The organism is Microvirga sp. M2 (assembly GCF_047497095.1).
In the GTDB taxonomy this organism is placed as follows: Bacteria; Pseudomonadota; Alphaproteobacteria; order Rhizobiales; family Beijerinckiaceae; genus Microvirga.
Genome location: NZ_CP134063.1, coordinates 3,246,506 through 3,272,994 on the forward strand (window position 1 = coordinate 3,246,506; position 26,489 = coordinate 3,272,994).

Annotated in this window: 28 protein-coding genes and 2 tRNA genes; 8 read left to right on the plus strand and 22 right to left on the minus strand. The window is 66.5% G+C overall.

All coding sequences use genetic code 11. The annotated features are described in order from the left end of the window. Nucleotides 1-135 precede the first annotated feature (135 nt). Nucleotides 136-226 (minus strand) — tRNA-Ser (locus RE429_RS15430). Between the two features lie 179 nt (nt 227-405). Between RE429_RS15430 and RE429_RS15435 the strand changes: the two genes are divergently transcribed. Beyond that, a complete protein-coding gene (locus RE429_RS15435; RefSeq protein ID WP_414471608.1) occupies nt 406-759 on the plus strand; it encodes a RidA family protein in 354 nt (117 codons plus the stop codon). Between the two features lie 24 nt (nt 760-783). Here the strand turns inward: RE429_RS15435 and RE429_RS15440 are convergent, their stop codons facing one another. Continuing rightward, on the minus strand, nt 784-1,578 hold the full coding sequence (locus RE429_RS15440) for a glycosyltransferase family 2 protein (protein ID WP_414471609.1): 795 nt from the start codon (nt 1,576-1,578) through the stop codon (nt 784-786). A 162-nt stretch (nt 1,579-1,740) separates the two neighbouring features. Further along, the gene (locus RE429_RS15445; protein ID WP_414471610.1) at nt 1,741-2,583 is read right to left on the minus strand and encodes an endonuclease/exonuclease/phosphatase family protein; all 843 of its coding nucleotides are present in this window, start codon (nt 2,581-2,583) and stop codon (nt 1,741-1,743) included. A 217-nt stretch (nt 2,584-2,800) separates the two neighbouring features. Between RE429_RS15445 and RE429_RS15450 the strand changes: the two genes are divergently transcribed. Together RE429_RS15450 and cueR are read left to right on the plus strand one after the other, a co-directional pair. Next, nucleotides 2,801-5,362 carry a heavy metal translocating P-type ATPase gene (locus RE429_RS15450; protein ID WP_414471611.1) on the plus strand — a complete coding sequence of 854 codons (2,562 nt, stop codon included), beginning with the start codon at nt 2,801-2,803 and terminating at the stop codon, nt 5,360-5,362. Then, entirely contained in the window at nt 5,359-5,808 is a 450-nt protein-coding gene (gene cueR, locus RE429_RS15455) for a Cu(I)-responsive transcriptional regulator (protein ID WP_414471612.1), read from the plus strand. Before RE429_RS15450 ends, cueR begins: the two co-directional genes overlap by 4 nt. 50 nt (nt 5,809-5,858) lie before the next feature. Here cueR and RE429_RS15460 read toward each other — a convergent pair whose 3' ends face one another. The 3 genes from RE429_RS15460 to RE429_RS15470 form a co-directional block, all read right to left on the minus strand. After that, nucleotides 5,859-6,281, minus strand: coding sequence for a VOC family protein (locus tag RE429_RS15460; protein ID WP_414471613.1), 423 nt, complete (start codon nt 6,279-6,281; stop codon nt 5,859-5,861). A gap of 245 nt (nt 6,282-6,526) precedes the next feature. Further along, nucleotides 6,527-7,105 carry a tyrosine phosphatase family protein gene (locus RE429_RS15465; protein ID WP_414471614.1) on the minus strand — a complete coding sequence of 193 codons (579 nt, stop codon included), beginning with the start codon at nt 7,103-7,105 and terminating at the stop codon, nt 6,527-6,529. A 109-nt stretch (nt 7,106-7,214) separates the two neighbouring features. Further along, nucleotides 7,215-7,406, minus strand: a complete 192-nt coding sequence (locus RE429_RS15470; protein WP_414471615.1) for a hypothetical protein — start codon at nt 7,404-7,406, stop codon at nt 7,215-7,217. Here RE429_RS15470 and RE429_RS15475 point away from each other — a divergent pair. The 3 genes from RE429_RS15475 to RE429_RS15485 all read left to right on the plus strand — a co-directional run bounded on the left by RE429_RS15475 (nt 7,390) and on the right by RE429_RS15485 (nt 9,706). Continuing rightward, nucleotides 7,390-8,094 (plus strand): L,D-transpeptidase, encoded by a 705-nt coding sequence (locus RE429_RS15475; protein WP_414471616.1) that lies wholly within the window; start codon nt 7,390-7,392, stop codon nt 8,092-8,094. The two genes, RE429_RS15470 and RE429_RS15475, sit on opposite strands and share 17 nt — an antisense overlap. 170 nt (nt 8,095-8,264) lie before the next feature. Next, a complete protein-coding gene (locus RE429_RS15480; protein WP_414471617.1) occupies nt 8,265-8,681 on the plus strand; it encodes a DUF1622 domain-containing protein in 417 nt (138 codons plus the stop codon). A 212-nt stretch (nt 8,682-8,893) separates the two neighbouring features. Further along, complete coding sequence (locus tag RE429_RS15485) at nt 8,894-9,706, plus strand: alpha/beta fold hydrolase (protein ID WP_414471618.1); 813 nt, start codon at nt 8,894-8,896, stop codon at nt 9,704-9,706. Between the two features lie 215 nt (nt 9,707-9,921). Here RE429_RS15485 and RE429_RS15490 read toward each other — a convergent pair whose 3' ends face one another. From RE429_RS15490 to galE, 4 genes are all read right to left on the minus strand, one after another. Next, complete coding sequence (locus tag RE429_RS15490) at nt 9,922-10,896, minus strand: phosphoribosylaminoimidazolesuccinocarboxamide synthase (protein WP_414471619.1); 975 nt, start codon at nt 10,894-10,896, stop codon at nt 9,922-9,924. Between the two features lie 127 nt (nt 10,897-11,023). Continuing rightward, complete coding sequence (locus tag RE429_RS15495) at nt 11,024-12,115, minus strand: outer-membrane lipoprotein carrier protein LolA (RefSeq protein WP_414471620.1); 1,092 nt, start codon at nt 12,113-12,115, stop codon at nt 11,024-11,026. A 213-nt stretch (nt 12,116-12,328) separates the two neighbouring features. Next, the gene (locus RE429_RS15500) at nt 12,329-12,859 is read right to left on the minus strand and encodes a DoxX family protein (RefSeq protein ID WP_414471621.1); all 531 of its coding nucleotides are present in this window, start codon (nt 12,857-12,859) and stop codon (nt 12,329-12,331) included. A gap of 147 nt (nt 12,860-13,006) precedes the next feature. Then, on the minus strand, nt 13,007-13,999 hold the full coding sequence (gene galE, locus RE429_RS15505) for a UDP-glucose 4-epimerase GalE (protein ID WP_414471622.1): 993 nt from the start codon (nt 13,997-13,999) through the stop codon (nt 13,007-13,009). Nucleotides 14,000-14,109: 110 nt separating this feature from the next. Here galE and RE429_RS15510 point away from each other — a divergent pair, with 110 nt between their 5' ends. Then, nucleotides 14,110-14,421 (plus strand): hypothetical protein, encoded by a 312-nt coding sequence (locus RE429_RS15510; protein WP_414471623.1) that lies wholly within the window; start codon nt 14,110-14,112, stop codon nt 14,419-14,421. Nucleotides 14,422-14,567: 146 nt separating this feature from the next. On the opposite strand, the gene RE429_RS15515 is transcribed toward RE429_RS15510, so the two are convergent. The 7 genes from RE429_RS15515 to RE429_RS15545 all read right to left on the minus strand — a co-directional run bounded on the left by RE429_RS15515 (nt 14,568) and on the right by RE429_RS15545 (nt 21,096). Further along, nucleotides 14,568-14,643 (minus strand) — tRNA-Phe (locus RE429_RS15515). 97 nt (nt 14,644-14,740) lie between these two features. Beyond that, the gene (yacG, locus tag RE429_RS15520) at nt 14,741-14,947 is read right to left on the minus strand and encodes a DNA gyrase inhibitor YacG (protein WP_414471624.1); all 207 of its coding nucleotides are present in this window, start codon (nt 14,945-14,947) and stop codon (nt 14,741-14,743) included. 19 nt (nt 14,948-14,966) lie between these two features. Beyond that, complete coding sequence (locus tag RE429_RS15525; protein ID WP_414471625.1) at nt 14,967-15,617, minus strand: Maf-like protein; 651 nt, start codon at nt 15,615-15,617, stop codon at nt 14,967-14,969. 106 nt (nt 15,618-15,723) lie between these two features. Beyond that, on the minus strand, nt 15,724-16,578 hold the full coding sequence (gene pssA / locus RE429_RS15530; protein WP_414471626.1) for a CDP-diacylglycerol--serine O-phosphatidyltransferase: 855 nt from the start codon (nt 16,576-16,578) through the stop codon (nt 15,724-15,726). Between the two features lie 249 nt (nt 16,579-16,827). Further along, nucleotides 16,828-17,529, minus strand: coding sequence for a phosphatidylserine decarboxylase (locus RE429_RS15535; protein WP_414471627.1), 702 nt, complete (start codon nt 17,527-17,529; stop codon nt 16,828-16,830). A gap of 157 nt (nt 17,530-17,686) precedes the next feature. Further along, nucleotides 17,687-19,600 carry an ABCB family ABC transporter ATP-binding protein/permease gene (locus RE429_RS15540; protein ID WP_414471628.1) on the minus strand — a complete coding sequence of 638 codons (1,914 nt, stop codon included), beginning with the start codon at nt 19,598-19,600 and terminating at the stop codon, nt 17,687-17,689. A 176-nt stretch (nt 19,601-19,776) separates the two neighbouring features. Next, nucleotides 19,777-21,096 (minus strand): LysM peptidoglycan-binding domain-containing protein, encoded by a 1,320-nt coding sequence (locus tag RE429_RS15545; RefSeq protein WP_414471629.1) that lies wholly within the window; start codon nt 21,094-21,096, stop codon nt 19,777-19,779. 129 nt (nt 21,097-21,225) lie between these two features. Between RE429_RS15545 and RE429_RS15550 the strand changes: the two genes are divergently transcribed. Then, nucleotides 21,226-21,834 (plus strand): TIGR00730 family Rossman fold protein, encoded by a 609-nt coding sequence (locus RE429_RS15550; protein WP_414471630.1) that lies wholly within the window; start codon nt 21,226-21,228, stop codon nt 21,832-21,834. 211 nt (nt 21,835-22,045) lie between these two features. Here the strand turns inward: RE429_RS15550 and RE429_RS15555 are convergent, their stop codons facing one another. From RE429_RS15555 to cysS, 5 genes are all read right to left on the minus strand, one after another. After that, on the minus strand, nt 22,046-22,495 hold the full coding sequence (locus tag RE429_RS15555; protein WP_414471631.1) for a DMT family transporter: 450 nt from the start codon (nt 22,493-22,495) through the stop codon (nt 22,046-22,048). 247 nt (nt 22,496-22,742) lie between these two features. Further along, nucleotides 22,743-24,338 (minus strand): citramalate synthase, encoded by a 1,596-nt coding sequence (gene cimA, locus RE429_RS15560; RefSeq protein WP_414471632.1) that lies wholly within the window; start codon nt 24,336-24,338, stop codon nt 22,743-22,745. Next, a complete protein-coding gene (locus tag RE429_RS15565; RefSeq protein WP_414471633.1) occupies nt 24,335-24,844 on the minus strand; it encodes an N-acetyltransferase family protein in 510 nt (169 codons plus the stop codon). Before RE429_RS15565 ends, cimA begins: the two co-directional genes overlap by 4 nt. Further along, nucleotides 24,844-24,984 carry a hypothetical protein gene (locus tag RE429_RS15570; protein ID WP_414471634.1) on the minus strand — a complete coding sequence of 47 codons (141 nt, stop codon included), beginning with the start codon at nt 24,982-24,984 and terminating at the stop codon, nt 24,844-24,846. Before RE429_RS15570 ends, RE429_RS15565 begins: the two co-directional genes overlap by 1 nt. Continuing rightward, nucleotides 24,981-26,450 carry a cysteine--tRNA ligase gene (cysS, locus tag RE429_RS15575; protein ID WP_414471635.1) on the minus strand — a complete coding sequence of 490 codons (1,470 nt, stop codon included), beginning with the start codon at nt 26,448-26,450 and terminating at the stop codon, nt 24,981-24,983. The genes RE429_RS15570 and cysS overlap by 4 nt, the downstream gene beginning before the upstream one ends. Between the last annotated feature and the right edge of the window lie 39 nt (nt 26,451-26,489).

A 26,489-nucleotide genomic window follows, 5' to 3' on the forward strand; every position in this document is an offset into this window, starting at 1 on the left:
GGGGAACCAGAACCGGCGGCTCGATCGGGAGCCGGGTTATCCCCAGAGTTGTCCCTGGACTATGCACCTGATTCACGAAGGAATGTCCCCCGAATATCCCCGGCGCACAAAAGTCCTCGTGATGTCAGGGTGATATGGCGGAGACGGAGGGATTCGAACCCTCGATACCCTTTTGGGGTATGCTCATTTAGCAAACGAGTGCCTTCAGCCTCTCGGCCACGTCTCCGTTCGCGAATGGACAGGGTTCACAACCCTGCTTCGCAGGTGGCGCAATAGACGCGAACAAGGGCCCTTCGTCAAGGCCCAAAAGCACCCTGTTAAGAAGGAAAAGCCGCCCGCCTGACCTGGGCCGGGCAGTGCTCTCCGTGTTAGGAGGCGGCATCGAAGAGACCAAAGGAGCCTGACGTGGCAGACATCAAGCGGATCGGCGTCGCCGCCCGTTACAGCGATCTCGTGATTCACGGGAACACGGCCTATTTTTCGGGCTACGTGCCCGAGACCACCCTGGCAGGGACGGTCACGGAGCAGACCCGGGACGTGCTGGCGCAGATCGAGCAGTCCCTGACCGAGATCGGCAGCGACAAGTCCAAGCTCCTGCAGGCCACGATCTGGCTCACCGACATGGCGTCCTATGATGAGATGAACGCGGTCTGGGACGCCTGGGTCGTGCCCGGCCATACGCCCGCGCGGGCCTGCGTTCAGGCGCGGCTCGCCGATCCGGCTTATGCCCTCGAGATCCAGGTCACGGCCGCGCTCTGACGCGACGTTTCCCCGCGAAGGCGCTCAGGCCTGCTCGGCCTTGGTCGCCTTCGCCATGGAGCTCAGGCGCTTTTTCTCGTAGTGCTTGGCGAGGCGCAGGTGGCGCCAGATGGCGTAGTTCATGGCGATAAGAAAGCCGTAGGTGCCGCGCAGGAAGTGCAGCCGCCCGAAATAGGCCTTGAGGAAAGCGGCCGGGAACTCGCAATAGACCCGCCAGGTCGGGATCGAGACACCCCGCACCTCGAGGTCGAGGGCGAGCTGGTCGGTGTAGAAGTTGAGCTTGGCGATCTGGTCGCCGAGCGAGCGGATCGAGCGGTGATGGACCAGGCCCTTGAGCTTGCCGACCCGCGTGCCCGGCTTGAGCTCGACCCGGTCATGGACCAGCGAGGTCGAGTAGCGCCCCACCTCGCGGCGATAGAGCCGCACCGGCGCGATCCGGTAGGCGAGCGGATGCGGCGCGGCCTCGCCGGGATAGGTCTCGGCGATGCGCAGGCCATAGGCCGGGCGCGCCGGCTCGCCATGCGCGAACAGCGCCCGGATCTCCTCGCGCAGGGCCGGCGAGAGCTCCTCGTCGGCATCGAGGTTGAGCAGCCAGGCGTGGCGGCACTGATCCTCGCCGAAGCGCTTCTGCTGGCCGTAGCCCGGCCACGGATTGAACAGCACCCGCGCGCCCAGCTCCTCGGCCAGCGCCTGGGTGCCGTCGGTCGAGCCCGAGTCGACGACCACGATATCGTCCGTCAGGTCGCGCACGGCGCGGATCGTCGCGCCGATCCGGTCGGCCTCGTTCTTGGCAATGATGAACACGGACAATGGCAGCATGGCAACGGCTGCCTAGCCGCCCGCGAAAAAGATGGCAAGGGGTTCCAGGCCCTTAGCGCCCCCTTGCGTCTCTGTGTTGTTTTTGGGTCCCGCGCACGGGCCTTCGGGCTCGCGGGACTCCGGGGGCCTGGGCTGGGTCATGGAGGCGGGCGCGGCGCGCCCTCATTCCGAGGCGGGGCCCTGGCCGGACGCGATCAGCTCCCCTTGCGGCGCCTCCCTGCCGCCCGCGGCCGAAGCCGTGGCGTGGCTGCGAACCCGGAGTTCCGCCAGCAGGGGGAAATGGTCCGAGGCGACGCGGGTGAGCAAGGTCCTGACCGGGGCAGCCTCGACCACCTCCACCGAGCCCGTGACGAAGACGTGGTCGAGGCGGAGCAAGGGGGCCCGGGTGTGGAAGGTCGGCTGCGGCGCCCCGCGCGCGCTCGAGAGCTGCGCGTCCCGCAGCCGGTCGGCGATCATGCGGTAGGAACGCGAATAGGGCGGCGCATTGAAGTCCCCGAGCAGGATCGCCGGATCCGCGCATTCGGGATGTCCCATCCAGTCGGGTCCTACCAGGGCCGATGCCTGAGCCCGGCGCTCGCCGGACCGGAGGGACAGGTGGGCATTGATGACATTGACCGTCTGTCCGTCGATCTCGGTGCGCACCCACAGGGCGCTCCGCTTCTCGAAGGAGGGCCTGGTCGATTGCGTCGGCAGGCGACCGGATTTCACGAGACGGGCGGGATGCCTGGTGAGAATGGCGATCCCGTATTGCTCGCCCAGGATCCGGATCGTGGGCTGGAAATGGAGATCCATTCCGAGCTTCTCCGCCAGCCCGGCAGCCTGGTCGGCCTCCCCGGCCCGCGTGCGGCCGGCCCGCACCTCCTGAAGCGCAACGATATCCGGGTTGCACGCCGCGATGACCTCGGCGGTCCGCATGGGCGAGATTTTTCGATCGGTGCCCAGCCAGCGGTGAACATTGTAGGTGAGGATCCGGAAGGGGCGCCCCTGGTGATGGCTATGCTTCAAAGGTCGATCCAGCTCGGTCAAGGGTGACGATGGACATGCATGGCCTTCGTGCAGGCATGCGGCGACGTTTCAGCCCGCGACCTATGGCGCGAACATGTCGGAACAATGGCCCATGATCGGCCCGAGTTCCTGCAAAACGCAACCGTAAGGCCGTCTTGACCTTCCCATGATTGGAAGGATTACACCTCATCCCCATATAGGGATCAGGAGAGTCAAGATGGCCGCCACCAACCGTTCCGCCGCTTCGGAGAGCCTCGACATTCCCGTCCGGGGAATGAGCTGCGCATCCTGCGTCGGCCGTGTCGAAAAGGCGATCCGCGCGGTTCCCGGCGTGACCGCCGCGAATGTGAACCTGGCGACCGAACGGGCGCATGTGGCGTTCGCGGCCGACCGGGCCGATTCCCGCGCGGTGGCCGAGGCCATCCGGGCCGTGGGCTATGAGCCTGCGGAACACCATGCGGATCTCGCGATCCAGGGCATGACCTGCGCATCCTGCGTGGCGCGGGTCGAGAAGGCGCTCAAGCGCGTTCCCGGCGTGGTGGACGCCCGCGTGAATCTCGCGACCGAGCGCGCCGGCGTCGATTACCTCGGCGGAGCCGACGTGGTGGCCCGGATGATCGCGGCCGTCGATGCAACGGGCTACGAGGCCCGCGAGATTCGCCAGGACCGGGATGCGACGGACCGGGATGCGACGGACCGGGACGAGACGGACCGGGAGCGCTCGGCCCGCGAGGCCGAGATTGCGGGCCTGAAGCGCGCGCTCGCCATCGCGGCCGTCCTCACCCTGCCGGTCTTCGTGGTCGAGATGGGCTCGCATTTCATCGACGCCATCCATGACTGGGTCATGAACACCCTCGGCCACCAGACCAGCTGGTATCTGCAATTCGCCCTGACCACGCTCGTCCTGTTCGGTCCGGGCCTGCGTTTCTTCCGCAAGGGAGTTCCCGCCCTGCTGCGGGGAGCGCCCGACATGAATTCCCTCGTCGTCCTCGGCACCAGCGCGGCCTATGCCTATTCGGTGGTGGCGACCTTCGTGCCGGAGGCGCTGCCGGCCGGCATGGCCAATGTCTATTACGAGGCGGCCGCCGTGATCGTGACGCTGATCCTGCTCGGCCGCTTCCTCGAGGCCAAGGCCAAGGGCCGGACCTCGGAGGCGATCAAGCGCCTCGTCGGCCTCTCCCCCAAGACCGCCCGGGTGATGCGCGACGGCGCGACGCTGGAAATTCCGCTCGACCAGGTGCTCACCGGCGACATCGTGCAGGTGCGTCCGGGCGAGAAGGTGCCGGTCGACGGCGAGGTCGTGGACGGTTCCTCCTTCGTCGACGAATCCATGATCACCGGCGAGCCGGTTCCGGTCCACAAATCGGCGGGCTCGGAGGTCGTCGGCGGCACGATCAACAAGAACGGCGGCTTCACCTTCCGGGCCACGCGCATCGGCGCGGACACGGTCCTGTCCCAGATCATCCGCATGGTGGAGCAGGCGCAGGGCTCGAAGCTGCCGATCCAGGCGATGGTCGACACGATCACCGCATGGTTCGTGCCCGCCGTCATGGCGGCGGCGGCCCTGACCTTCGCCGTCTGGCTTATCCTCGGGCCGGAGCCCGCCCTCACCTTCGCGCTCGTCAATGCGGTGGCCGTGCTCATCATCGCCTGTCCCTGCGCCATGGGACTGGCGACACCGACCTCGATCATGGTCGGCACGGGACGCGCGGCGGAGCTCGGCGTGCTCTTCCGCCAGGGCGAGGCGCTGCAGAGCCTGAAGGAGATCGGCGTCGTCGCCCTCGACAAGACGGGCACGCTCACGCAGGGACGCCCCGACCTGACGGATTTCGTCACCGCCGCCGGCTTCGCCGAGGCCGATACCCTGAGGCTCGTCGCGGCCGTGGAGGCCCGCTCCGAGCACCCGATCGCGCAGGCGATCGTCGCGGCTGCCGAACGGCGGGGCTTGACGCTTCCCGTCCCCGAGAGCTTCGAGGCCGTGCCCGGCTTCGGCGTCTCGGCCGTCGTGGAGGGCCGCAGGGTCGATGTCGGTGCCGACCGCTTCATGCGGAAGCTCCGGCTCGACGTGGCGGCTTTCGCCGACACGGCGACCCGCCTGGGCGCGGAGGGCAAGAGCCCGCTCTATGCCGCGGTCGACGGCAGGCTCGCGGCCATCGTCGCCGTGGCGGACCCGATCAAGGAATCGACGCCGGAAGCCATCGCGGCCCTGCACGGCCTGGGCCTCAAGGTCGCGATGATCACCGGCGACAACCACAGGACCGCGCAGGCCATCGCCCGGCGCATCGGCATCGACGAAGTGGTCGCTGAGGTGTTGCCCGAGGGCAAGGTGGACGTGGTGAAGCGCCTGCGCCAGGCCCATGGCCGCATCGCCTTCGTGGGCGACGGGATCAACGACGCGCCCGCGCTCGCCGAGGCCGATATCGGCATCGCCATCGGCACGGGCACGGACATCGCCATCGAGAGCGCGGACGTGGTTCTCATGTCCGGGGACCTGCGCGGCGTCGTCAACGCCATCGCCCTGTCGAAGGCGACGATCCGCAATATCGGGCAGAACCTGTTCTGGGCTTTCGCCTACAACGTGGTGCTGATCCCGGTCGCCGCGGGCGTGCTCTATCCTGCCGACGGAACCCTTCTGTCGCCCGTCGTCGCGGCCGCCGCCATGGCGCTCTCCAGCGTCTTCGTGGTCGGCAACGCGCTGCGGCTGCGTCGCTTCAAGGCCCCCATCGAGTCGCGGCAGAGCCCAATGCCTGCCGTCCAAACCGCAGGAGGTGCGGCATGAACATCGGACAAGCGGCTTCGGCCTCCGGCGTTTCCGCCAAAATGATCCGGTACTACGAATCCACCGGTCTCATCCCGAAGACCGTGCGCACGGAGGCGGGCTACCGCGTCTATTCGGATGACGACGTGCATACGCTCCGTTTCATCCGCCGCGCCCGCGATCTCGGCTTCTCCGTGGAGCAGATCGCCGATCTCGTCTCGCTGTGGCGCGACCGCGACCGCGCGAGCAAGGACGTGAAGGCCATTGCCCTCGGCCATGTGGACGTGCTCGAGCGCAAGATCCGCGAGCTGCAGGAGATGGCCTCGACCCTGAAACATCTCGCCGAGCATTGCTGCGGGGATTCGCGTCCCCATTGCCCGATTCTCGAAGAGCTCGCGAGCGAGGAGCCGCTGCCCGTCCATGCGCGGGCCGAGGATGCGCGCTTCGGCGCTTTGGGCAAGGCGTAGCAATCACGAGCGAGCGTCCGCCGCGATGGGGCGGCGGACGCAAGCCCCCGTTACACGCCGAAGGTCACATGCCCCTCGGGGCTGATCGCCCAGGCGGGGTTCCACGCGATCTCCCATGCATGCCCGTCGGGATCGGCCACATACCCTCGAAAGCCTCCATGCGGCGGCGCGTCGGCCGGCCGCATGATCCGGCCGCCGGCGCGGGACAAGCGATCCAGCGTGGCCTGCACATCCTCGCGACGGGAGACATTGTGGGCCAGAGAGAAAAGGCCCGGCGCGGCGCGATCCTCGCGCCGCATGTCCTCGGCGAGGGCGTGCCGGATCCATGTTCCGAGGACGAAACCGTTCATCTGGTAGAAGACGATGTCTTCGTTCTCGAAGACGGGGCTCCAGCCGAAACCCTCGACATAGAAGCGCCGGGAGCGGGCGAGATCGCCCACGCCGAGCGTGATGACGGATATCTGTTGTTGCATCGGGTCATGTCCCTACGTTGTCCCGGCGCACCATGCGCCGGGGCTCACGTCATGGGACTTGGTGCAACCGCACCAGCCAGAGCTTCCCGCAGGAAACGACCGGGCTAACCAAACCGGTCCGCCTTTTTCGACGGTGCGAGAGTACCGGTCCCGGGCTCCCGGTCAAGAACCGATGCTCCCACGATAGAACAGCGCATCGCGCGTACGAAGAACCCGGCCCACTTTTTCGCCAATGCGGTGGGGCCTCAGGCCGCCATCTCGACCTCGCGGCCGCGGCCGAGATCCTGCATCCACTTCGCGAATTCGGGCTTGCGCCCGATCTGGCGTCCGTAGTGCCGGCGCAGGGCGTCGACGAGGCGGCCGTTGCGGGACAGATAATCGTCGGCGAACGCGATCATGCGCGAGTTCGGCCAGGCCTGGGGCCTGATCTCGACCAGGCGCTCGAAGAGACGGTCTTCGCTCTCGTCGGGCGTGCTCTGTGCCATCAGCGTGAGCATCGCGGCGGTCGAACGCGAGATGCCCATGTGGCAATGGACGAGCAGATGCCCTTCCGTGCGCTGGGCCCTGCCCGCCGCCACCTCGTCGCCGAAGCGCAGCACGGCCTCCACGTGCTCGGCCTGCGGCAGGATCATGCCCTCGATGGGATTGATGATGTCGTGGAAGCGCAGGATCGTGCGGTGGTGGGGATCGTAGGCGCCGAAGGCCTCCGGATCCGGATGGTCCGGATCGAGAATCGAGAGCACATGCGTGACGGCCCTCTCCTTCTGGTCCGGCAATTCGGAAATCCCGCAGATCGTCAGCATGGAAACGGAAAGAGATTGCATCGCGTCACTCATTGAAGGAAAGGCCGTGCCCCTCGCAGGGCCCTGCGCGGACGTTGTACCCATCCCGGGGGAATTCTTTCAACCCTGCCCCATGATTGTGTCCTTTTGATCACAGCGCGGCCCAGCCACATTTCTGCCATTGCGGTAACACCTTGTTGTCACCACCTGGGCTATGAACTTCTTGGATCTTCAGCGCCGCCACCAACCCCTGGCGGTAAAAGCGAAAAACCAGAAACTGCGAGCCTCCCCCACTGATGTTTGCTCTCACGGCCTCACGCTTGCCCATGTTGCGAAACGCCATCCGCTTCTGCGCCCTGCTTCTCCCGATGGCGCTCGCGGCCTGTGTCACCCCGTCGGGTCCGCCGCAGCAGGCGGTCAGCCGCATCGATCCCGCCTTCATGACCATGTACGGCTCGCGCCCGGACGAGGCCCATCCGCTTCCCGCCACCGACATCTCCGAAGTCGACCCGCGCTTCCTGCGCCGGGAGGTTGCCTATTACGGCCGCGAGGAGCCCGGCACCGTCGTGGTCGATACATCGGCCCATTATCTCTATCTCGTGCGGGAAGGCGGCCGCGCCATCCGCTACGGCATCGGCGTGGGCAAGGAGGGCATGGCCTGGGCCGGCCGCGCGCGCGTCGGCCGCAAGGCCACATGGCCCAACTGGACGCCCACCGCCGCGATGATCAAGCGCGAACCCGAGCGCAACCGTCCGTGGGCCGGCGGCATGCCGGGCGGCATTCAGAACCCCCTCGGCGCCCGCGCGCTCTATCTCTACAACAACGGCGTCGACACCATGTACCGCATCCACGGAACGACGGAGCCCTGGTCGATCGGCCAATCGGTCTCGTCCGGCTGCATCCGCATGTTCAATCAGGACGTGATCGACCTCTATAGCCGCGTGCCCGTCGGCTCGCCGGTGGTGGTGCTGAACGGCCGCAGCCCCTTCAACGACGTCGACACGGAAGACGGGCGCGTCTCGTACTACTAGAGCGGACGCCATCTCGAGCATGAAGCAAGGGCCGGTCTCAGACCGGCCCTTTGTCTTTGGCGCACCGAGCTTCCGCGGGCCTCCCCTGGTGGGCCGGGCGCGCTGTCCTATGAATCATTGTCCAGGCTCCGTGCGAAGGATTGCTCGAAGGATTGCTCGAAGGATTGCTCATGGACGATTGGTTCCCGCAGGCCCTGAAGCTCACCACGCGCGCCATCGAGGTGGGCGGCATCGCCATCATCGTCCTCGGCACCCTGGGGGCGACGCTCGCCGTCCTCTGGCAGTTGCTGCAGGGGCGCGGCCTGGACGATGTCTTCGGGCTCTACCGCTCCAATATCGGGCGCGCGATCCTGCTCGGCCTCGAGTTTCTCGTTGCGGCCGACATCATCAACACGGTCGCCATCGAGCCGTCCCTGGAAAGCCTGCTCATCCTGGGCGGCATCGTGCTCATCCGCACGTTCCTGAGCTTCTCCCTCGAAGTGGAGATCGAGGGACGCTGGCCGTGGAAGCGGCACCGCCCCGAACCCGGCGGTAAGGGTCGCGGCCCGGGCGACCTGGCGGTTGACGGCGCGGATTTCCGCCCATAAGAAAACACTCCGGCCCGCAAGCCGCCGCCGCCCTTCAAGCGTCCGTCGGCTCCACAATCTGCCTTTTCCTCCGCTCCACCCGTGCGTGGACGGCGTGCGATCGCGCACATCGGTCTGCGATCCCCTCCGGCAGTTTTCCATTTGACTCGAAGCAGCCCTGTTCCTCTCGCGCGGATTCCGCGACGGGCTGCCTCCAGCGACAGCTTTCGACCATGACGACTTTCGACACAGGCACATTCCTGAGCCGGATTCCCTTCGCGAAGATCGGCTCCGGCCCCGACCCCATCGTCGTTCTCAACGGCGGGCAGGCCTTCGTCCGGCGCCCTACGCCCGCCCGCACGGCAAGAGACGCCAAGCGCATCGCGCGGCTCCTGCCGTCCCATCGCACGGCCTATGTGCTCGGCTACGATCCCGCGCCGCCGGCGGGCTACAGCATCGGTTCCATCGTCGGAGACGTGTCGCGGATCCTGCGCGAGGAGATCGGTCCCGCGAGCGTGATGGGCATCTCCTTCGGCGGCTTCGCGGCGACGCGCCTTGCCGCCGCCCATCCCGATCTCGTGAAGGATCTGGTCCTCATGGTGAGTGCCCACCGCTTCTCGCGGGAGGGCCGCCGCAGCGTCGACCGGCAGATCGCGTGCGCCTGGCAGGGCGATTTCGAGGGCTTCCTCGACGAATTCGGCCTCGTCTTCCGACGCCCCTGGCTCAATTGGCTGCTCCGCATGCGCCTGAAGCAGGAGCGCGGCAGGCTCCGGGAGACGATGAACGATCCCGCCACCATCGTGCGTGGCCTTCACGCGGTGGCGGGCGAGGATTTCGGTTCAAATCCGGATTGGCTGAAAGCGATCCGGGCCCGCACGCTGCTCGTCGGCGCGACCCGCGACCCGTTCTTCGACGTCGACGCGATGGAGGAAACGGCCCGGCTGATTCCCTCCTCAGAGCTCAAGCTGTTCAGGGGCGAAACGCATATGCTCCCCGTCGAACGGACCCGGGCCGTGGCGAAGGCCGTGAAGGCGTTTCTGCAGTGACGGCCGGGCTTGTCCCGGCCAGCCGGGTCTTTGAGGCGCGATGGTTCCCAAGACGTGGATGCCCGGCTCGGGGCCGGGCATGACGACGCGGAGGATCCCCGATCGATGCGCGACAGCATCGGATGTGACATCGGACCCACATCCGATGCTGTCAGTCTATGGTTTTCTGAGCATCTTTCCACGCAAAACCGGTTCCCACTTTTGCGTCCGATGCTCTAAAAGTACCGCGCCAGATTGGTCCGGATGCGCTCCAGCACCGGAACGTCTGCATCCGGCAGGGCGAAGCTCCGGCCGGTGATGCGCTCATAGGCGTCGATATAGACGCGCGAGGTTTCCAGGATCACGTCGGCGGGGATTTCGGGGATCGGATCCTTGTAGGGATCGCAGCGCGCGACGACCCAGCTGCGCACGAAATCCTTGTCGAAGCTCTCGGGCCGCTCGCCCGCCTCGAAGCGCTCCGCATAGCTCTCGGCGAACCAGTAGCGGCTGCTGTCGGGCGTATGGATCTCGTCGGCGATCATGATCCGGCCCGCCTCGTCGATGCCGAACTCGTATTTGGTGTCGACGAGGATGAGACCGCGGGCCGCCGCCATGTCGCGCCCCCTGGCGAAGAGCGCGAGAGCGTAATCCGACACGGTCTTCCACTGCTCGGCGGTCAGCAGCTTGCGCTCGACGATCTCCTCTGCGGTCAGCGGCTCGTCGTGGCCGCCATCGAAGGCCTTGGTGGTCGGCGTGATGATCGTCTGCGGCAGCTTCTGATTGTCGCGCATGCCGTCCGGCAGGCGGATGCCGTACATCTCGCGCGCGCCCTGCTTGTAGAGCGAGAGGATCGAGGTGCCGGTGGTTCCGGCGAGATAATCGCGCACCACGATCTCGACCGGCAGGATGGTGAGCGTCTTGCACACGGCCACGTTCGGATCGGGATATTCGATGATGTGGTTGGGGCAGAGATCCGCCGTCTGCTCGAACCAGAACCGGGCGGTCTGCGTGAGCACCTGCCCTTTCAGCGGAATGGCCGCCAGGTTGCGGTCGAAGGCGCTGATGCGGTCGGACGCGATGATGATGCGCCGCCCGTCCGGCAGGTCGTAATTGTCGCGCACCTTGCCCCGGTAATGGTTCGGCAGTTCCGGGATCGTCGCATCCTCGAGAACGTAACCGGCATATGCCCCCAGGGCTGCTTGATCGACCATGCTCACCTGCCACGGCTGTTCGGGTTCCGGCCCTCCGCGGGGCCACGCCGAGTTCTAGACCGAATCCTCGGGCAGGCTAGCCCCCGGTTCGAGAAACATGGGCCTTTCCACGGGTTCGATCCGGAGTTCAGTTGGCGCCGGCGCTCCTGCGCTGCACCACGTTGAGGCCGGACAGGACCACCGTGGTCTCGTAGCCCTGGGAATCCACGATGGTCCATTGCTTGAGGGCGTTCGCGCGGCTGTCGAAGCGCAGCGTGATCTTGGACGTTCCGCCGAGCGTCGCGCTGTCGTCGAACGCCACCGTGATCATGCCGTCGCGGCCGATCTGGACGTCGCGGATCTTCGTGTCGCGCGCCAGATCGACGTTCTCCTGCACCAGGAACTTCAGGGGCGTCTGGCCGACGGGATAGACGTCGTTGGTGCCGAGCTTCTTGTCCCGGATCGCCACGTTGCGCCCGTCCGACACGATTTCGAGGGTGCTCGGCGGCGAATAGGCGAAGTGCAGCCGCCCCGGACGCTGCACGGAGAGGGTTCCCTCCACCTGCTGGCCGTTGGGGTTCTTCTGCACGAAATAGGCGGACATCTGCTCCATGCTGTTGAAATAGGCGTTCACCCGCTCCAGGGCGGCCGCCGGAGAGGTCGGGTTGGGCGGAGAAACCGGCGTGACCGGGGCAGCCCGGGCCGCGACGGAGGTCGACGCCGGAGCGCTCTGCGAGGGCGTCGCGCGCGCGGGCTTCGGCGGCTCGGGCACCTTGACGGGAGCCGGCTCGGGAGCCTTCGGCGCTTCGACTGCCTGGGCCTGCGGCTGCGGCGCGGGCTTCGGGGGTTCCGAGACGGCTTCCTTCACCGCAGGCGCGGCAGGAGCGGGTTTCGGCTCCGGTGCGGCGGCCGGCTGGGTTTGAGGCTGCGCGGTCTGCTGACGGGCCGGCGGCTTCGGCTTGGGCGCCGCAGTTCTGGTCTGAGGCTTGGTCTGAGGGTTGGCCTGGGGCTTGGCCTGCGGGTGAACCGGAGTCGGGGCAGCCGCGGGAGCGGCGGGCTCCGCCTGCTGAACCGGAGCGGCCTGCGCCTCCGGTGCGCCGCCCTGCCCCTGACCGGGCTTGAAGATGCCGTCGAGGAAGCGCGTCAGCGGGTCGGCCGCCCGCTGCTGGGCAAGGGCCGGCGTAGCGACCGCCAGGACGAGGGCGAGACCGGCGGAACGGCGCAAAGACTTCTTGAGCATGACTCGACTGCAAACCCGAAAACAGGACATATCCGCAAGGCGGCTCGCCGCGTGAGCGTGGCGGTCCAGCCTTATCGCGTCGATAAAGGGCTGAATGAAGGCACTCATTTGGGGATGAAAGCGAGTCGCGTCCAGAGCATCGGACACGGAAAGTGGGAACCGCTTTTCGCCCGCGCGGCCCGCCGGCTGTGGACACGACCCGATCGCTGCCCGTCAGGCGGCGTTGGCGAACTCCTCCTCGTCCTCCGCGGGACGGACCGGGGCCGGCTTCGGCTTGGGCTTGGCCGCGCGCGGACGGGACTGGCGCTTCTTCTTTGCGGGCTTCCTCACCCCCATGCCGCTCCACCAGCCCTGCCAGCTCCAGGCCCCGGGACCGGCGATGAGGGAGAACATCAGCCCGGACAGGACGCCGAGATTGGCGAGGAAGAGCGCCTGCTCGACCTGGCGGTTCAGGCCGCCATAATCCCAGAACCGGTGCAGGGCTCCGGTGGAGATCGCAACGGTCGCGATCAGGGCCAGGGCGCTCACGCGCGGTGCAAGGCCGAGGATCAGGGCAAGGGGAGCCACGATTTCGGCGACCGCGATGGCGGTGGCCACGATGTCGCCGTAAGGAATGCCCTTGAGGGTCAGCGCCGCCGCGAAGCCCGAGATATTGGCGAGCCGGCCAATGGCGGGGGGCAGGAAGCAGCAGGCCAGCAGGATGCGCCCCAGGAGCAGAATTCCGTTCGTCGCGCCCGCATTCATGATCAGCCCTCTCCTCATCGCCCGCGGCCCGGAATCGCGGGCCGCCGGTCCGCATTAGAGGCAGAGGTTCTTAACCTGTTCTTAGCACGCCCGGCTTTCCACGCCTTCTTGAGCGCGGGCCGGCCGGAAGGCGTGTGACCCGCTGCGTCAGAGGCGCATGTTTCGCTCGCGCAGCATGGACTCCCAGCGCAGGGTGTGCTCCACGATCGTCGAGAGATCGTCGTAGCGGGGCTGCCAGTGAAGCCGCGAGCGGGCGCGGGTGGAATCGGCCACGATGCTGACCGGATCACCCTCGCGCCGGGGTGCGAGGCGGGCCTCGAGCGGCCGCCCGGAGATCTTTCGGACCGTGTCGATCACCTGCGACACCGAATAGCCGTGGCCGTAGCCGCAATTCACCACCAGGCTCTCGCCGCCGGCAGCGAGATGATCGAGCGCCTGCATATGGGCCGAGATCAGGTCGCTCACGTGGATGTAGTCGCGGATGCAGGTGCCGTCCGGGGTCGGGTAATCGGTCCCGTAGACCTCCATGGAGGGCCTCATGCCGAGGGCCGTCTGGACCGCCACCTTGATGAGATGGGTCGCATTCGCGGTGCATTGCCCGTGCCGCATGGCCGGATCCGCTCCCGCCACGTTGAAGTAGCGCAGGACCACGAAGCGCATGCCGTGCGCCGCCGCCACGTCGCGCAGCATTACCTCGGTGAGCTGCTTGGAGCTGCCATAGGGCGAGAGCGGCGCGAGCGGCGCATCCTCCGCAAGGGGCCGGTCGGACGCGTTGCCGTAGACCGCCGCCGTGGAGGAGAACACGAAGGTCTGGATGCCCGCCGCGACCGCCGCCGCCAGGAGCGAGCGGCTCTTGACCGTGTTGTTGAGGTAATAGCCGAGCGGATCGCGCACCGATTCCGGCACGACGAGCTTGGCGGCGAAATGCACGATGGCGTCGATGGAATGGGCTTTGAGCGTCTGGAACACCAGCTCGTAATCGCCCACGTCGCCGACCACGAGGGGCACATCCTCAGGGACGGACCATCGGAAACCGGTCGAGAGATTGTCGAAGACAACGGGATTGTGGCCCGCATCGCGCAGAGCCAATACCATGTGGCCGCCAATATAGCCGGCCCCTCCAGTCACCAGAACGTTCACGGGATTCCTCGATGCTCTTTGCGTCATCGTGGCCTGAACGGGCCTGGATTTCCAGTGCGGCCTTCTGGCAAAACACACGGCCTACACGGACATTTATGATAGGGTGCCGCATGAACGAACGCACGGAATACTGGTGGGTCCACCACGAGTCCCGGATCCAGCCGGCGGAGGTCGGATTCGTCGGCGGCATTCCCGTGCATTTCCGGTTCCTCGGCACCGCAGGCGAGGTCCGGGCGGAATCGGCCGAACTGATCGAGCGCCTGCCCACCCCGCCCGCGCCCGTCTTCCGCGCCCCACCGGCCGCAGCCGCCGCTCCCGCGGCCAAGCCGCAGAAATCCGGGTCCTGGCTGTGGTTCATCGGCATCCTGCTCCTGATCTTCGTCGCGCAATGCTCAGGGCCGATCTTCGATGCGCTCAAGTGAGGATCAAAGCACAGACCCGAATGCGGGGTGCTGCGCGCATTCGGATGCGCTGTTCTTTAGCGGGATCAATTCGGTGCTTTCGGTCCGAAACGCAAAAAGCGCTCCACGGGAGCGCTCATCGAACCTCTGATCAATCAGAAAAGGAGTGGTGCCCAGGGGCGGAATCGAACCACCGACACTGCGATTTTCAGTCGCATGCTCTACCAACTGAGCTACCTGGGCATCCGGGGCGCGGCGTGTGCCGTGCGCGTCGTGGGGCGGTGTATAGTCAGACCTTTGCCGCGTGTCCAGCCGCCCCGGAAGAATTTTTCGAAGAAATTTATTCGCCGTCTTCCCGGTCGTCCTCGCCCCGGTCCTCCGGGTCGTCGACGGCCGGAATTGCATAGCCGCCGGAGAGCCAGCGGTTCAAGTCGACATCCGAGCAGCGCTTGGAGCAGAAGGGCTTGAATTCAGGGGTCGCCGGCTTGCCGCAGATCGGGCATTTGCCGGTCGACGCCAGGGGCTTGTTCTCGTTGGCGGGGTCCATGCCTTGCTCCTCTCCGGAATCAGGCGGCATCGAGCCAGGTCCCGCGCACGGGAAATCCCTCGCCGTCGAGCAGCGCCACGGCCTCGTAGAGGGGCAGCCCCACCACGTTGGTGTAGGAGCCGACGAGCTTCACCACGAAGGTGCCCGCCAGTCCCTGGATCGCATAGCCGCCCGCCTTGCCGCGCCATTCGCCCGACGCGAGATAACGCTCGAATTCCTCCCGTGAGAGACGCTTGAAGCGCACCCGGGTTTCCACGAGCCGCTCGCGGAGCGAATCCTTCGGCGTGATGAGGCAGATGGAGGTATAGACCCGGTGCGCCCGCCCCGAGAGTATCCGCAGGCAGCCCGCCGCCTCGTCCACCACCTCGGCCTTGGGCAGGATGCGCCCGCCCGCGACCACCACCGTATCGGCGGAGAGAATATAGGCGCCCTTCAGGTCCTCGCGGTTGCGCGCCGTCTTGCGGGCGACCTCCGCCTTGGAGCGGGCGAGGCGCTTGGCCAGGTCCTTGGGGCCCTCGTTCTTCAGAGGCGCCTCGTCCACGTCCGCGGGCAGAAGGGCATCGGGCTCGATGCCGGCCTGCTGCAGAAGGGCGAGCCTGCGGGGCGAGGCGGACGCCAGAACGAGCTTCGGACGCAAGCCGGAATTCGACACCTCGGAAGAAGACGCCACTTTGATCTCCACGCTCCAGGGCCGAGAAAGCCCGTCAGGACGATTGACACTTTGCCGGGCGCAAGGCCTTGCGCCCGGTCACAACATGGCACCGGCGACGCTTGAATCAAGCGGCGGAAGGCGGCTCGCTGTCCGGCGGCGCCGGGGGCGGGTTCGAGAGGCCCTTGGCGGCCTCGGCGCGGGCGAGCTGGCGATAGCGCATCACGCTGAACGGGATCGAGCCGAGGAAGAAAACGGTGATGCCGGTCAGCATTTCCCAAGGAAAATTGACCAGAAGCCCGAAGACGGCCACCGAAAGCACGAAGATCGGCAGCACCCACTCGCGCGGCACCTTCACGCCGATGGTCTTGCCCGAATAGACCGGGATCGTGGAGACCATCAGAAAGGCCAAGCCCAGCAGGTAGACGAGCGCGATGGGCGCGACCGCGGGGCCGACCGGAAAGCCCAGGAACGAGAGATAAAGCGGCAGCATCGAGGTCAGCGCGCCCGCGGGAGCGGGCATTCCGGTGAAGAAGTTCTTCTTCCATTCCGGCCGGTGCGGATCGTCGAGCATCACGTTGAAGCGGGCCAGCCGCAGGACCATGGCGATGGCGAAGACCAGGACGGCGATCCACCCGATCGCTTTGAGCTCGTGCAGCAGGAAGCTGTAGAGGATGAGGGCCGGCGTCACACCGAAATTGACGAAATCGGCCAGGGAATCGAGCTCGGCCCCGAAGCGGGACGTCCCCTTCAGCAGGCGCGCCACCCGGCCGTCGATCCCGTCCAGCACGGCGGCCACGACGATGGCCACGACGGCCGGCTCATAGCGCCCCTCGAAGGCCAGCCTGATGGCCGTGAGGCCCAGGCACAGGGCGATCAGCGTGATGATGTTGGGGACGATGACGCGAAACGGCACGGGCTTGAACAGCCGCTTGCGCGGCTCGTTCGGATCCGGGGCGAAGGGAGGAAAAAGATCACTCATGGCATGAACCTAACGCATCACGCGGAAAAGTGGACCCGGTTTTCACGAACGTGGCCCTTCGGGTCGAAGATCCGGCGGCGCCTGGAAGGGAGGAGCAGCCTGACCCGTGAGCCAAGCTGGGCAGGGTGTGGTCATGGGAGAAGCGCAAATGGCTGTGGACAGTTCCGTCCCACGGCCCCGGTGGACGGCAAGGGATCAGGCAAGGGATCAGGAAGGGCGCGTTTCCGCCCTTCCTGGCGCAAAGGACGGTCAGCCGTTGCGGTATTGGCGGGCGGGCTCGTTGGCGGTCAGATCGGCCAGAACCGTCTCGCCAGCCACCGCCGTCTGGCCGAGGCCCACGAGGACCTGGGCGCTCATGGGCACGTAGATATCCAGCCGCGAACCGAACCGGATGAGGCCGAAGCGCTCGCCGGTGCTCAAGGCATCGCCCACCTTGACGAAGGAAACGATGCGGCGCGCCACGAGGCCCGCGATCTGCACGACGCCGATCCGGGTTCCGGCCGTCTCGATGACGAGGGCGTTGCGCTCGTTGTCCTCGCTGGCCTTGTCGAGCTCCGCGTTGAGGAACAGGCCGGGCGTATAGAGGATCTGCTCGATGCGGCCCGTCACCGGCGAGCGGTTCACGTGGCAGTCGAACACGTTCATGAAGACCGAAATGCGGGTCATCGGCTCGGGCGGCAGGCTCAGCTCCGCCGGGGGCACCGCCGTGGTGATCAGATTCACCCGTCCGTCCGCCGGAGAGACGACGAGGCCCTCGCGCAGCGGGGTTACGCGCGGCGGATCGCGGAAGAAGTAGCAGACCCACACCGTCAGGATGGCGCCGATCCAGCCCAGCGGCGACCACAGCCACGCCAGGACGAGGGTCGCGAACAGAGCGATCAAGATGAAGGGATACCCTTCCTTGTGGATCGGAACGAAGATGCGGCGCATCGATTCGAGGATATCGGTCATTCTCTTGAAGCCTTGCTGGAGCATGATCGGAGCGAGCGGAAACCGGCTGCTCGCCCGGACCGTGCGGCAAAAATCGGATCGAGAGCCTGACCACCCTCCAAGGGGACCCGATCAAGCTCTTGAGTTTGCAAGGGGATGGCAGGAGCCGGCCTTCCCGTCAACCTGCCACGCTTTCGCCGGCCCGCTCCTCTTCCTCGGTGCGCTTCAGGGTCTCGCGGGCTTCGTCCGCCTGCCGCTGGCGGTTCCACATGGAGGCATAGACCCCGCCGAGTTCCAGAAGGCTCGCATGGTCGCCCCGCTCCACGATGCGACCGTGGTCGAGAACGATGATCTCGTCGGCCCCGATCACGGTGGACAGGCGGTGGGCGATCACCAGGGTGGTGCGGCCGCGGCTGACCCGGTCGAGGGCGTCCTGGATCTCCTTCTCCGTGAAGGTGTCGAGAGCCGAGGTCGCCTCGTCGAGGACGAGGATCGGCGGAGCCTTCAGGATGGTGCGGGCGATCGCCACGCGCTGCTTCTCGCCGCCCGAGAGCTTCAGCCCGCGCTCGCCCACCGGCGTGTCGTAGCCCTCCGGCAGATAGCCGATGAAGCGGTCGATCTGGGCGAGGCGCGCCGCCTCCCTCACCTCGTCCGGGGTCGCATCCCAGCGGCCGTACTGGATGTTGTAGCCGATGGTGTCGTTGAACAGCACCGTGTCCTGCGGGACCATGCCGATCACCTTGCGCAATGAGGCCTGCTGCACGTCGGCGATGTTCTGGCCGTCGATGAGGATGCGCCCGCTCGTGGGCTCGTAGAACCGGAACAGCAAACGCGAGATGGTGGATTTGCCCGCGCCGGAAGGCCCCACGATCGCGACCGTGTGGCCCGCGGGAACCTCGAACGTCACGCCCTTCAGGATCGGGCGCTCCGGGTTATAGGAGAAGTGCACGTCCTCGAACCGCACGACGGCCTGCCCGACCTCGAGCGGCTTCGCGCCCGGCTTGTCCTGGATCTCCGGATTCTGCTCGATGATCCGGAACATGTCGTCGATGTCGATGAGCGCCTGCTTGATCTCGCGGTAGAGCATGCCCATGAAGTTCAGCGGGATGTAGAGCTGAACCAGCATGGCGTTGACCAGCACGAAGCTGCCCACCGACACCCGCCCGGCCATGATGTCCCGGGCCGCCAGAACCATCACGACGGCCATGCCGATGGAGAAGATCACGGCCTGTCCGGCATTGAGAACGGCGAGCGACGTATAGGTCTGCGTCGAGGCCGACTCGTAGCGCTCCATGGAGCGGTCGTAGCGTGCGGTTTCCCGCCGCTCGGCGCCGAAATACTTCACCGTTTCGTAGTTGAGCAGGGAATCGACCGCCTTGGTGTTCGCGTCGGTGTCGGAATCGTTCATCTGCTTGCGGATCGAGATCCGCCACTGGGTCGCCTTGTAGGTATAGGCGAGATAGATCACCACCATCACGAACACGACGAACGAATAGACCCAGTCGAACTCCCAGGCGAGCAGGCCCAGCACCAGAACGAATTCGAAAATGGTGGGGATGAGCGTCAGCACCACGAGGCGCGACAATTCCTCGATGCCCTCGCGGCCACGCTCGAGCACGCGGGTGAGGCCGCCGGTCTTGCGCTCGAGATGGAAGCGCAGGGACAGGCGATGCATGTGCTCGAAAGCCTGGAGCGCGAGATTGCGCACCGCATGCATCGCGACCTTGGCGAAGAGGCCGTCGCGCACCTGCGTCAGCACCGCCATGAGAATGCGCGTGACGCCGTAGACGAGCGTGAGCAGGACCGGCGATTTCCACAGCCAGGAGCCGGCGGTGGCCGCCACCTCCGCGGGCTTGGCGCTGCTGCTCGTCACGGCCACGAGCGCGTCGGTCGCCCATTTGAAGGCGAACGGCGTCACCATGGTCACGCCCTTGGCCACGAGCAGCAGGCCGAAGGCCAGGAAGACGCGGCGCTGCAGGTCGGGCCGCCCCTGCGGCCAGAGATAAGGCCAGAGCTTCGTCCAGGTCGCAGCCAAGCCGTTGGGGTTGCGCGCGGCGGCGCTCGTCGAGGGGACGGAAGTTGTGGGAGGCATGACCAGAGAATCCGAGTGAACTGTCGGACCCCGATATAAGGGATCGGGCCGAGGAATTCACCCCGCTCCTTTCCGCGGGCGTTTTCAGGTAAACGTTTTCAGGTAAAGCGGATCCGGTCCGCCGCCCGACAATAAGGCAAAGCCTGGTACGGAGCTGGCTCCGCCCCCTGCCCCGATCAGTTGGTGCCCTGCTCCTGCTTGCTGGGGAGCACGAAGACCTGGCCCGGATAAATGAGGTTCGGGTTGCGGATCTGGTCCTGGTTCGCCCCGTAGATCACGGTGTAGCGGTAACCGCTGCCGTAGATCCGCTGGCTGATCCGCCAGAGATTGTCGCCGCGCGAGACGATCGCCGTGTTGATGTTGGGAATCATGACCGTTCCCGCCGCCGCGACCTGAGCCTCGGCGGGTTTCGCCGCCGTTTCGGCCTGAGCGGACGGAGCCGGAGCCGGAGGCGCCGCCGCCACGTCCGCCCCGGGCTGGGCGGAGGCCACCTGGACCGGCACGTTGAAGCCGACCTCGGCCCTCGATTTCACGTGGCCGGAGACCGGGTCCACATCGTCGAGGCGGATGCGGTAATCGCCCGGGCGAACGCCCGAGCCGATGGAGAACGACACCTTGCCGTCCCCCCCGGCCCCGCCGGGAGCGATAAGGGCCTCGTTGAGATACAGGCGCACCGTCGCACCGGGAGCCGACAGGCCGGACACGAAGAGCTTTCCGCTCTCGGTCTCGACGCTGACGATCTTGATCTCGGGCCGGGGCGTCGGCTGGGCCTTGGGCTCCGGAGCGGCGTTCGCCTGCTGCGGCGGCTGAGGCGCAGGCGCCGCGGGCGCGTCGACCTTTGCCGGCGGATCGGGCTCCTTCGGCGTATTCTGGGCGACCTGCGGCTCCGGCGGCTCGGGGTTGGACAACACGACCGTCGGCTGGTCGGGCGTGGTCAGGGTGACGAGAGGCCGCTTCTGGGCCGCATCGATGACCACCGTCACGCTCTGCGCGGAGCGCTGGCGCACCCCGTCGGGCGCGATCGATTGCAGCACGATCTGGTGGGAGCCCGGCGGCAGGGCCGGCGGCACGATCGCGAAGAGGCCGGAGGCATCGGCGACGGCGCGGGCATGGACCTGATCGCCCCGAAGGAGCTCGATGGTCGCCCCGGCCGCGGCGCGGCCGGCGATCACGCTTTCGCCATTGGGCTCGACGCGCACGAGATCGAAGGAGGGTACGACGGGAGCCTCGGCGGGCTTCTGGCCGGCGGGCTTCTGGCCGGCGGGCTTGGCATCGGCCCTGGGCTCCGGCGCCTTCGACGCCGCGGCCTCGGCAGCGGGCTTCTGCGGCGCTGCGGCATGGGGCTGCACGGCCGCCTGAGGAGCGTCGGCCCGCCCGGACGTTACGGACGCGCTCGGAAAGGCCCAATAAAGAGCGCCAACAAGAACCGCGACGACGCCGGCAGCTGCCGCACCGAGAATTGCGATGGTACCTTTAATCTCTGTCGCCTGCGACATGTGCTTTTTCTCAAACGCGGCACTTTCGTGCATTTAAACCGTTTATCTTTCAAAAGGCTACGGCCATAAAAGGGAATCTCTATGTTTTATGATACGACGCGGGAGGCTCCCCACCTCCCCGAAGGGCCCATGTCAGATCTCAAGGCTATTCAATCCATTTGCGTCTATTGCGGCTCCGGTTTCGGAGACGACCCGGTCTTTGCTGCAAATGCGGCGGCATTGGGTCGGACCATGGCTGAGCAGGGAATCAATCTCGTCTACGGCGGCGGCAATGTCGGCCTCATGGGCACGGTCGCTCAGTCGGTGCTGGACCACGGCGGCTATGTCACTGGCATCATTCCGGACTTTCTGAAATCGCGCGAGAAGCTCCTCGACGAGGTCCAGGAGACCATCGTGGTTCCCGACATGCACACCCGCAAGCGCCTGATGTTCGAGAAGGCCGACGCCTTCGTGGCCCTGCCGGGCGGCATCGGGACGCTGGAAGAGCTGGTCGAACAGATGACATGGGCGCAGCTCGGCCGTCACACGAAGCCGATCCTGATGCTAAGCACCAAAGGCTTCTGGAAGCCCCTGCTCACCCTCTTCGCCCATATGCGCGACCAGGGCTTCATTCGCCCGGGGCTGGAGCTCAGCTATCTCGTGGCCGAAAAGGTCGAGGACGTCGTCCCGATGCTCGAGGCCGCCGCGCGCCGCGTCGGCATCGTCGAGAATGCGGACCTGATCGAGACGAAGTTCTAGAGCAAATTGCATTCTGACGGGATCGGAATGCTTGCTCTCTCTTTGATGAAGCAGCGTTCTTCACGCAGAACCGGTTCTGCGGGAAAAGATGTTCGCGATCAAAATGTTGAAGCGTCGGACGTGAGTTCGATGTCGCGCCCGACGCTGCAAGAGGCTCGCTTCACGCGCACATGCGGTCTCCCATTTCCGCACCATGACCACGCGACGCCGCTCATCCCGCGCGGGACAGAACGAGCCCGCCCAGGATGAGCAGAGCCGCCACGACGCGCTGCCAGGAAATTTCCTGCACCGGCAATCCGAACGCCCCGACCGCGTCGAGGATGAGGGCTGCGACGACCTGTCCGAATACGAGCGCCGCCACGGTGCTGACCACACCGAGCTGCGGCACGCCCCAGATCACGATGGCCACGTAGAACGCGCCCAGGAGGCCTCCGAGCCAGGACCACCACGGCGCGGACGCGACGGCGCTGCCCGAGGGCAAGCCGCCGCGAAAGGCGCTGATGACGGCGAGGATCAGAAAGCCTATTCCGAAAGAGATGCAGGCGGCCAGCAGCGGATCGCCGAGCGAGCGCGCCAGCGCGGCGTTGATGGGGGCCTGCGACGACAGGAAGACGCCGCCGAGAAGAATGCCGGAGATCGGCAGCAGGAGTGAGATGTTCATGGGTTGTTCCGGTCCGTGACTGTGGTCGTTCATAGACGCGCAGGCTATCCGTTTCAAACCCCTCGGCGGCGCAGGAAGCGGAAATGGCCCGGTCGAAGCGGGCAGCCCGCCGGCGCCACCGTCTCTCCCGTCATCCCCACAACCGTGTCATCCCCGCGCAGGCGGGGATCCCTCAACACGGCCCTCGAAGGACAAGCGCATCGGCTCACGAGCCCCCTATGAGGGCAGCGCTTCCCGTGAGACGGCGTCAGAGCGTCGCGCCGCTCTTCAAGAGCTTGTAGGTCATGGAATCGGTCAAGGCCTGGAACGACGCGTCGATGATGTTGGCGGACACGCCGATGGTGGTCCAGCGTTCCCCCGACGCATCGGAAAACTCTATCAGGACCCGCGTCACGGCGTCCGAACCGCCCTGATAGATGCGCACCTTGTAGTCCACCAGTTCCAGATCCTGGATCAGGTGCTGATACTTGCCGAGATCCTTGCGCAGGGCCACGTCGAGCGCATTGACCGGACCGTTGCCTTCGGCGGCCGAGATGAGAACCTCGTCGCCCACGCGCACCTTCACGATGGCCTCCGACGCGGTCACGAGTTCGCCCATCGCGTTGTAGCGGCGCTCCACGTTCACCGAGAAGCGCTCCACGTCGAAGAAGGCCGGCACTTCGCCCAGGATCCGCTTGACCAGAACGTAGAAGGACGCGTCCGCCCCCTCGAAGGCGAAGCCCTCGGATTCCTTGCGCTTCACCTCGTCGAGCACGCGCGCGACGCGCGGATCGCCCTTCTCCAGGGCGAGGCCGCAGCGCTTGATCTCGGCCAGGATGTTCGATTGTCCGCCCTGGACCGAGACCAGAACCTTGCGCGCGTTGCCGACGACTTCCGGCTCCACGTGCTCGTAGGTGCGCGGATCCTTCAGCACGGCGGAGGCATGGATGCCGGCCTTGGTGGCGAATGCGCTCGCGCCGACGAAAGGCGCGTGACGGTTGGGCTGGCGGTTGAGGATCTCGTCGACCTGACGCGACACATGGGTGAGCTGGCTCACGGCCTCGTCCGCCACGCCGAGCTCGAAGCGGGAGGCGTAAGCATCCTTCAGCTTCAGGGCGCCGATGAGCGTGATCAGATTCGCATTGCCGCAGCGCTCGCCGAGGCCGTTGAGCGTGCCCTGGATGTGCCGGGCGCCGGCCTCCACGGCGGCCAGCGAATTGGCGACGGCGCAGCCGCAATCGTCGTGCGTGTGAACGCCCACATGCGCGCCCGGCACGACCTTCGTGACGGCGGTCACGATCTCCGCCACCTCGTGAGGCAGCGTTCCGCCATTGGTGTCGCAGAGCACGGCCCAGCGCGCGCCCGCCTCATACGCCGTCCTGGCGCAGGAGAGCGCATAATCGGGATTGGCCTTGTAGCCGTCGAAGAAATGCTCGCAATCGACGATCACCTCGCGGCCTTTCGCGCGCGCGGCCTCGACGCTGTCGCGGATGCCGGCGAGATTTTCCTCGAGCGTCGTCTCGAGCGCCACGTGCACGTGGTAATCCCACGCCTTCGCGACGAAGCAGATCGCGTCGGCCTCGGCATCGAGAAGCAGCGACACGCCGGGATCGTTCGAGACCGACCGGCCGGCTCGCTTCGTCATGCCGAACGCGGTGAACTTGGCGTTCTTCGTACGCTTTTCCGAGAAGAAGGCGGTGTCGAGCGGGTTCGCGCCCGGATAGCCGCCTTCCACGTAGTCGATGCCGAGCCTGTCGAGCAATGCCGCGACGGCCCGCTTGTCCTCCAGCGAAAAGTCCACGCCGGTGGTCTGGGCGCCGTCGCGCAGGGTGGTGTCGAAGAGATAGACGCGCTCGCGGCTCATGACGACAGCTTCCGATCCTCGGCGGGTGCGAGGCGTTTTTCCATGGTGGTGGTGCCGAGCCACTCGTCGCCGAGCGACAGGGTGTTGCGGCGCTGCGGCTGGAACCCCTGCTTCTGGAAGAAGGGCAGCGCGTTGTCGCTGACCTCCGCCACGAGGCGGGCGGCGCCGCGCGCCGTCGCGAGCCTCTCGACCGCGTCGTAGAGCATGGTGCCGACCCCCTGCCCGGCCACGGCGGGATGCACGTGGAAGAGCTCGATCAGCTCGTTGTCCTTGAGCGCGATGAAGCCGACGGGCGATCCCTCGACCGTCGCCACGAGGGTGAGATCCTTCGCAAGCGTCCCGGCGAAATCCTCTTCCTCCGCCTGCAGCATCCAGGCCTCCTGCTGGGCCTCGCTGTAATCCTCGCCCGTCAGCTCCTCGATGCTCGCCTGAAAGACCTCGACGAGCACCGGAAGATCGGCGGGAAGGAAGGGGCGCAGGCCCGGTTTCGGCATCGACTGTCCCATCAGCGTGCGCCCTCCTGGATGACACCGTCGTCACGGCCGCACGTGGCGCGACAATCCACGTCCTGGAAACACCGCGCCGGAAAGGCGTGGATGCCCCGCTCGAGGCCGGGCATGACGAGGGAGAATGCCGGAACGCTCATCGCGCGACCTCCCAGGTCGTGGTGCCGTCCTTGTTGTCCTTCACGACGACATTGAGTGCCGCGAGTTCGTCGCGGATGCGGTCGGATTCGGGCCAGTTCTTCGCCGCGCGCGCCTCTTTCCGCGCGGCGATCAGGCCCTCGACCACCGTGGGATCGACCGCGAGCGCGGCACGCTTGCGGGCCTTCCAGCCTTCCGCCCCTTCCAGGAGGAAACCCATGGCGCGCAGGTTCGCGCCGAGCTCCTCATGGCCCCCCTGCCCGTCGAGAGCGTGCAGCTCCGCGAGCATTTTGGGCGTGTTGAGGTCGTCCGCGAGCGCCTCGACGATGTGGTCCGACAAGCGTGCCGCCTCGCCGTGGCCCGCGAGCTCGTACCAGCGGTCGAGGGTCTTCTCGCTTTCCTCGAGTCCCTTGGCGGTCCAGTCGATGGGCTGGCGATAGTGGGTGCGCAGCATGTTGAAGCGCAACGCTTCGCCCGGCCAGTCCTTCAGGAGGTCGTGGATGGTGAAGAAGTTGCCGAGCGACTTCGACATCTTCTCGCCTTCGACCTGCAGGAAGCCGTTATGCATCCAGACATTGGCCATGCGCGGCGTATCGAACGCGCAGCAGCTCTGCGCGATCTCGTTCTCGTGATGGGGAAACACGAGGTCGATGCCGCCGCCGTGAATGTCGAAGACCTCGCGTTCCTGCGGGTCGGAGCAGGCGAGCCGCGTCTCGAAGGCCTGGATCAGGTGCTTCCACGCCATGGCGGAGCACTCGATGTGCCAGCCGGGACGGCCCGGGGTCGCGATGCCGGCGGGCGACGGCCAGGCCGGATCCTGCGGGCCGGACGGCTTCCAGAGCACGAAATCCATGGGGTCGCGCTTGTAGGGAGCCACGTCGACGCGGGCGCCGGAGAGCAGCTCGTCGAGGGAGCGCTTCGAGAAGGCGCCGTATTTCGGCACGTTCGGCAGCCTCTGCATGGCCGCGACCGAGAAGAGCACGTGCTCCTCGGCCACATAGGCGGCGCTCCTCTCGATGAGCCGCTCGATGATCATGCGCATCTCGTCGATGTGCTCGGTCGCCCGGGGCTCCACGAAGCTCGCCCGCCCGCCGGGCAGGTTCACGTCCTCGGGCATGAGGACGCCGAGCGCCCGGATGTCGGCGTGGAACTGGTCCTCGGTCTTCAGGGTGACCTCCCGGATCGCCTCGTTATGGGGCAGGTCCGGGTAATCGCGGGCGGCACGGGCGTTAATCTTGTCGTCCACATCCGTGATGTTGCGCACATACGTGACCGCTTCCGGACCGTAAACATGTCTCAGCAGACGGAACAGCAGGTCGAACACGATGATGGGGCGGGCATTGCCGATATGGGCGTAGTCATAGACCGTGGGGCCGCAGACATACATGCGCACGTTCTTCGGATCGATCGGGACGAACGCGTCCTTCGACCGGGTGAGCGTGTTGTAGAGCTTCAGCTGAGGCGCCATGAAACCAGGTCCCTGTCAGGCCACGGGGCCGGAGATTGG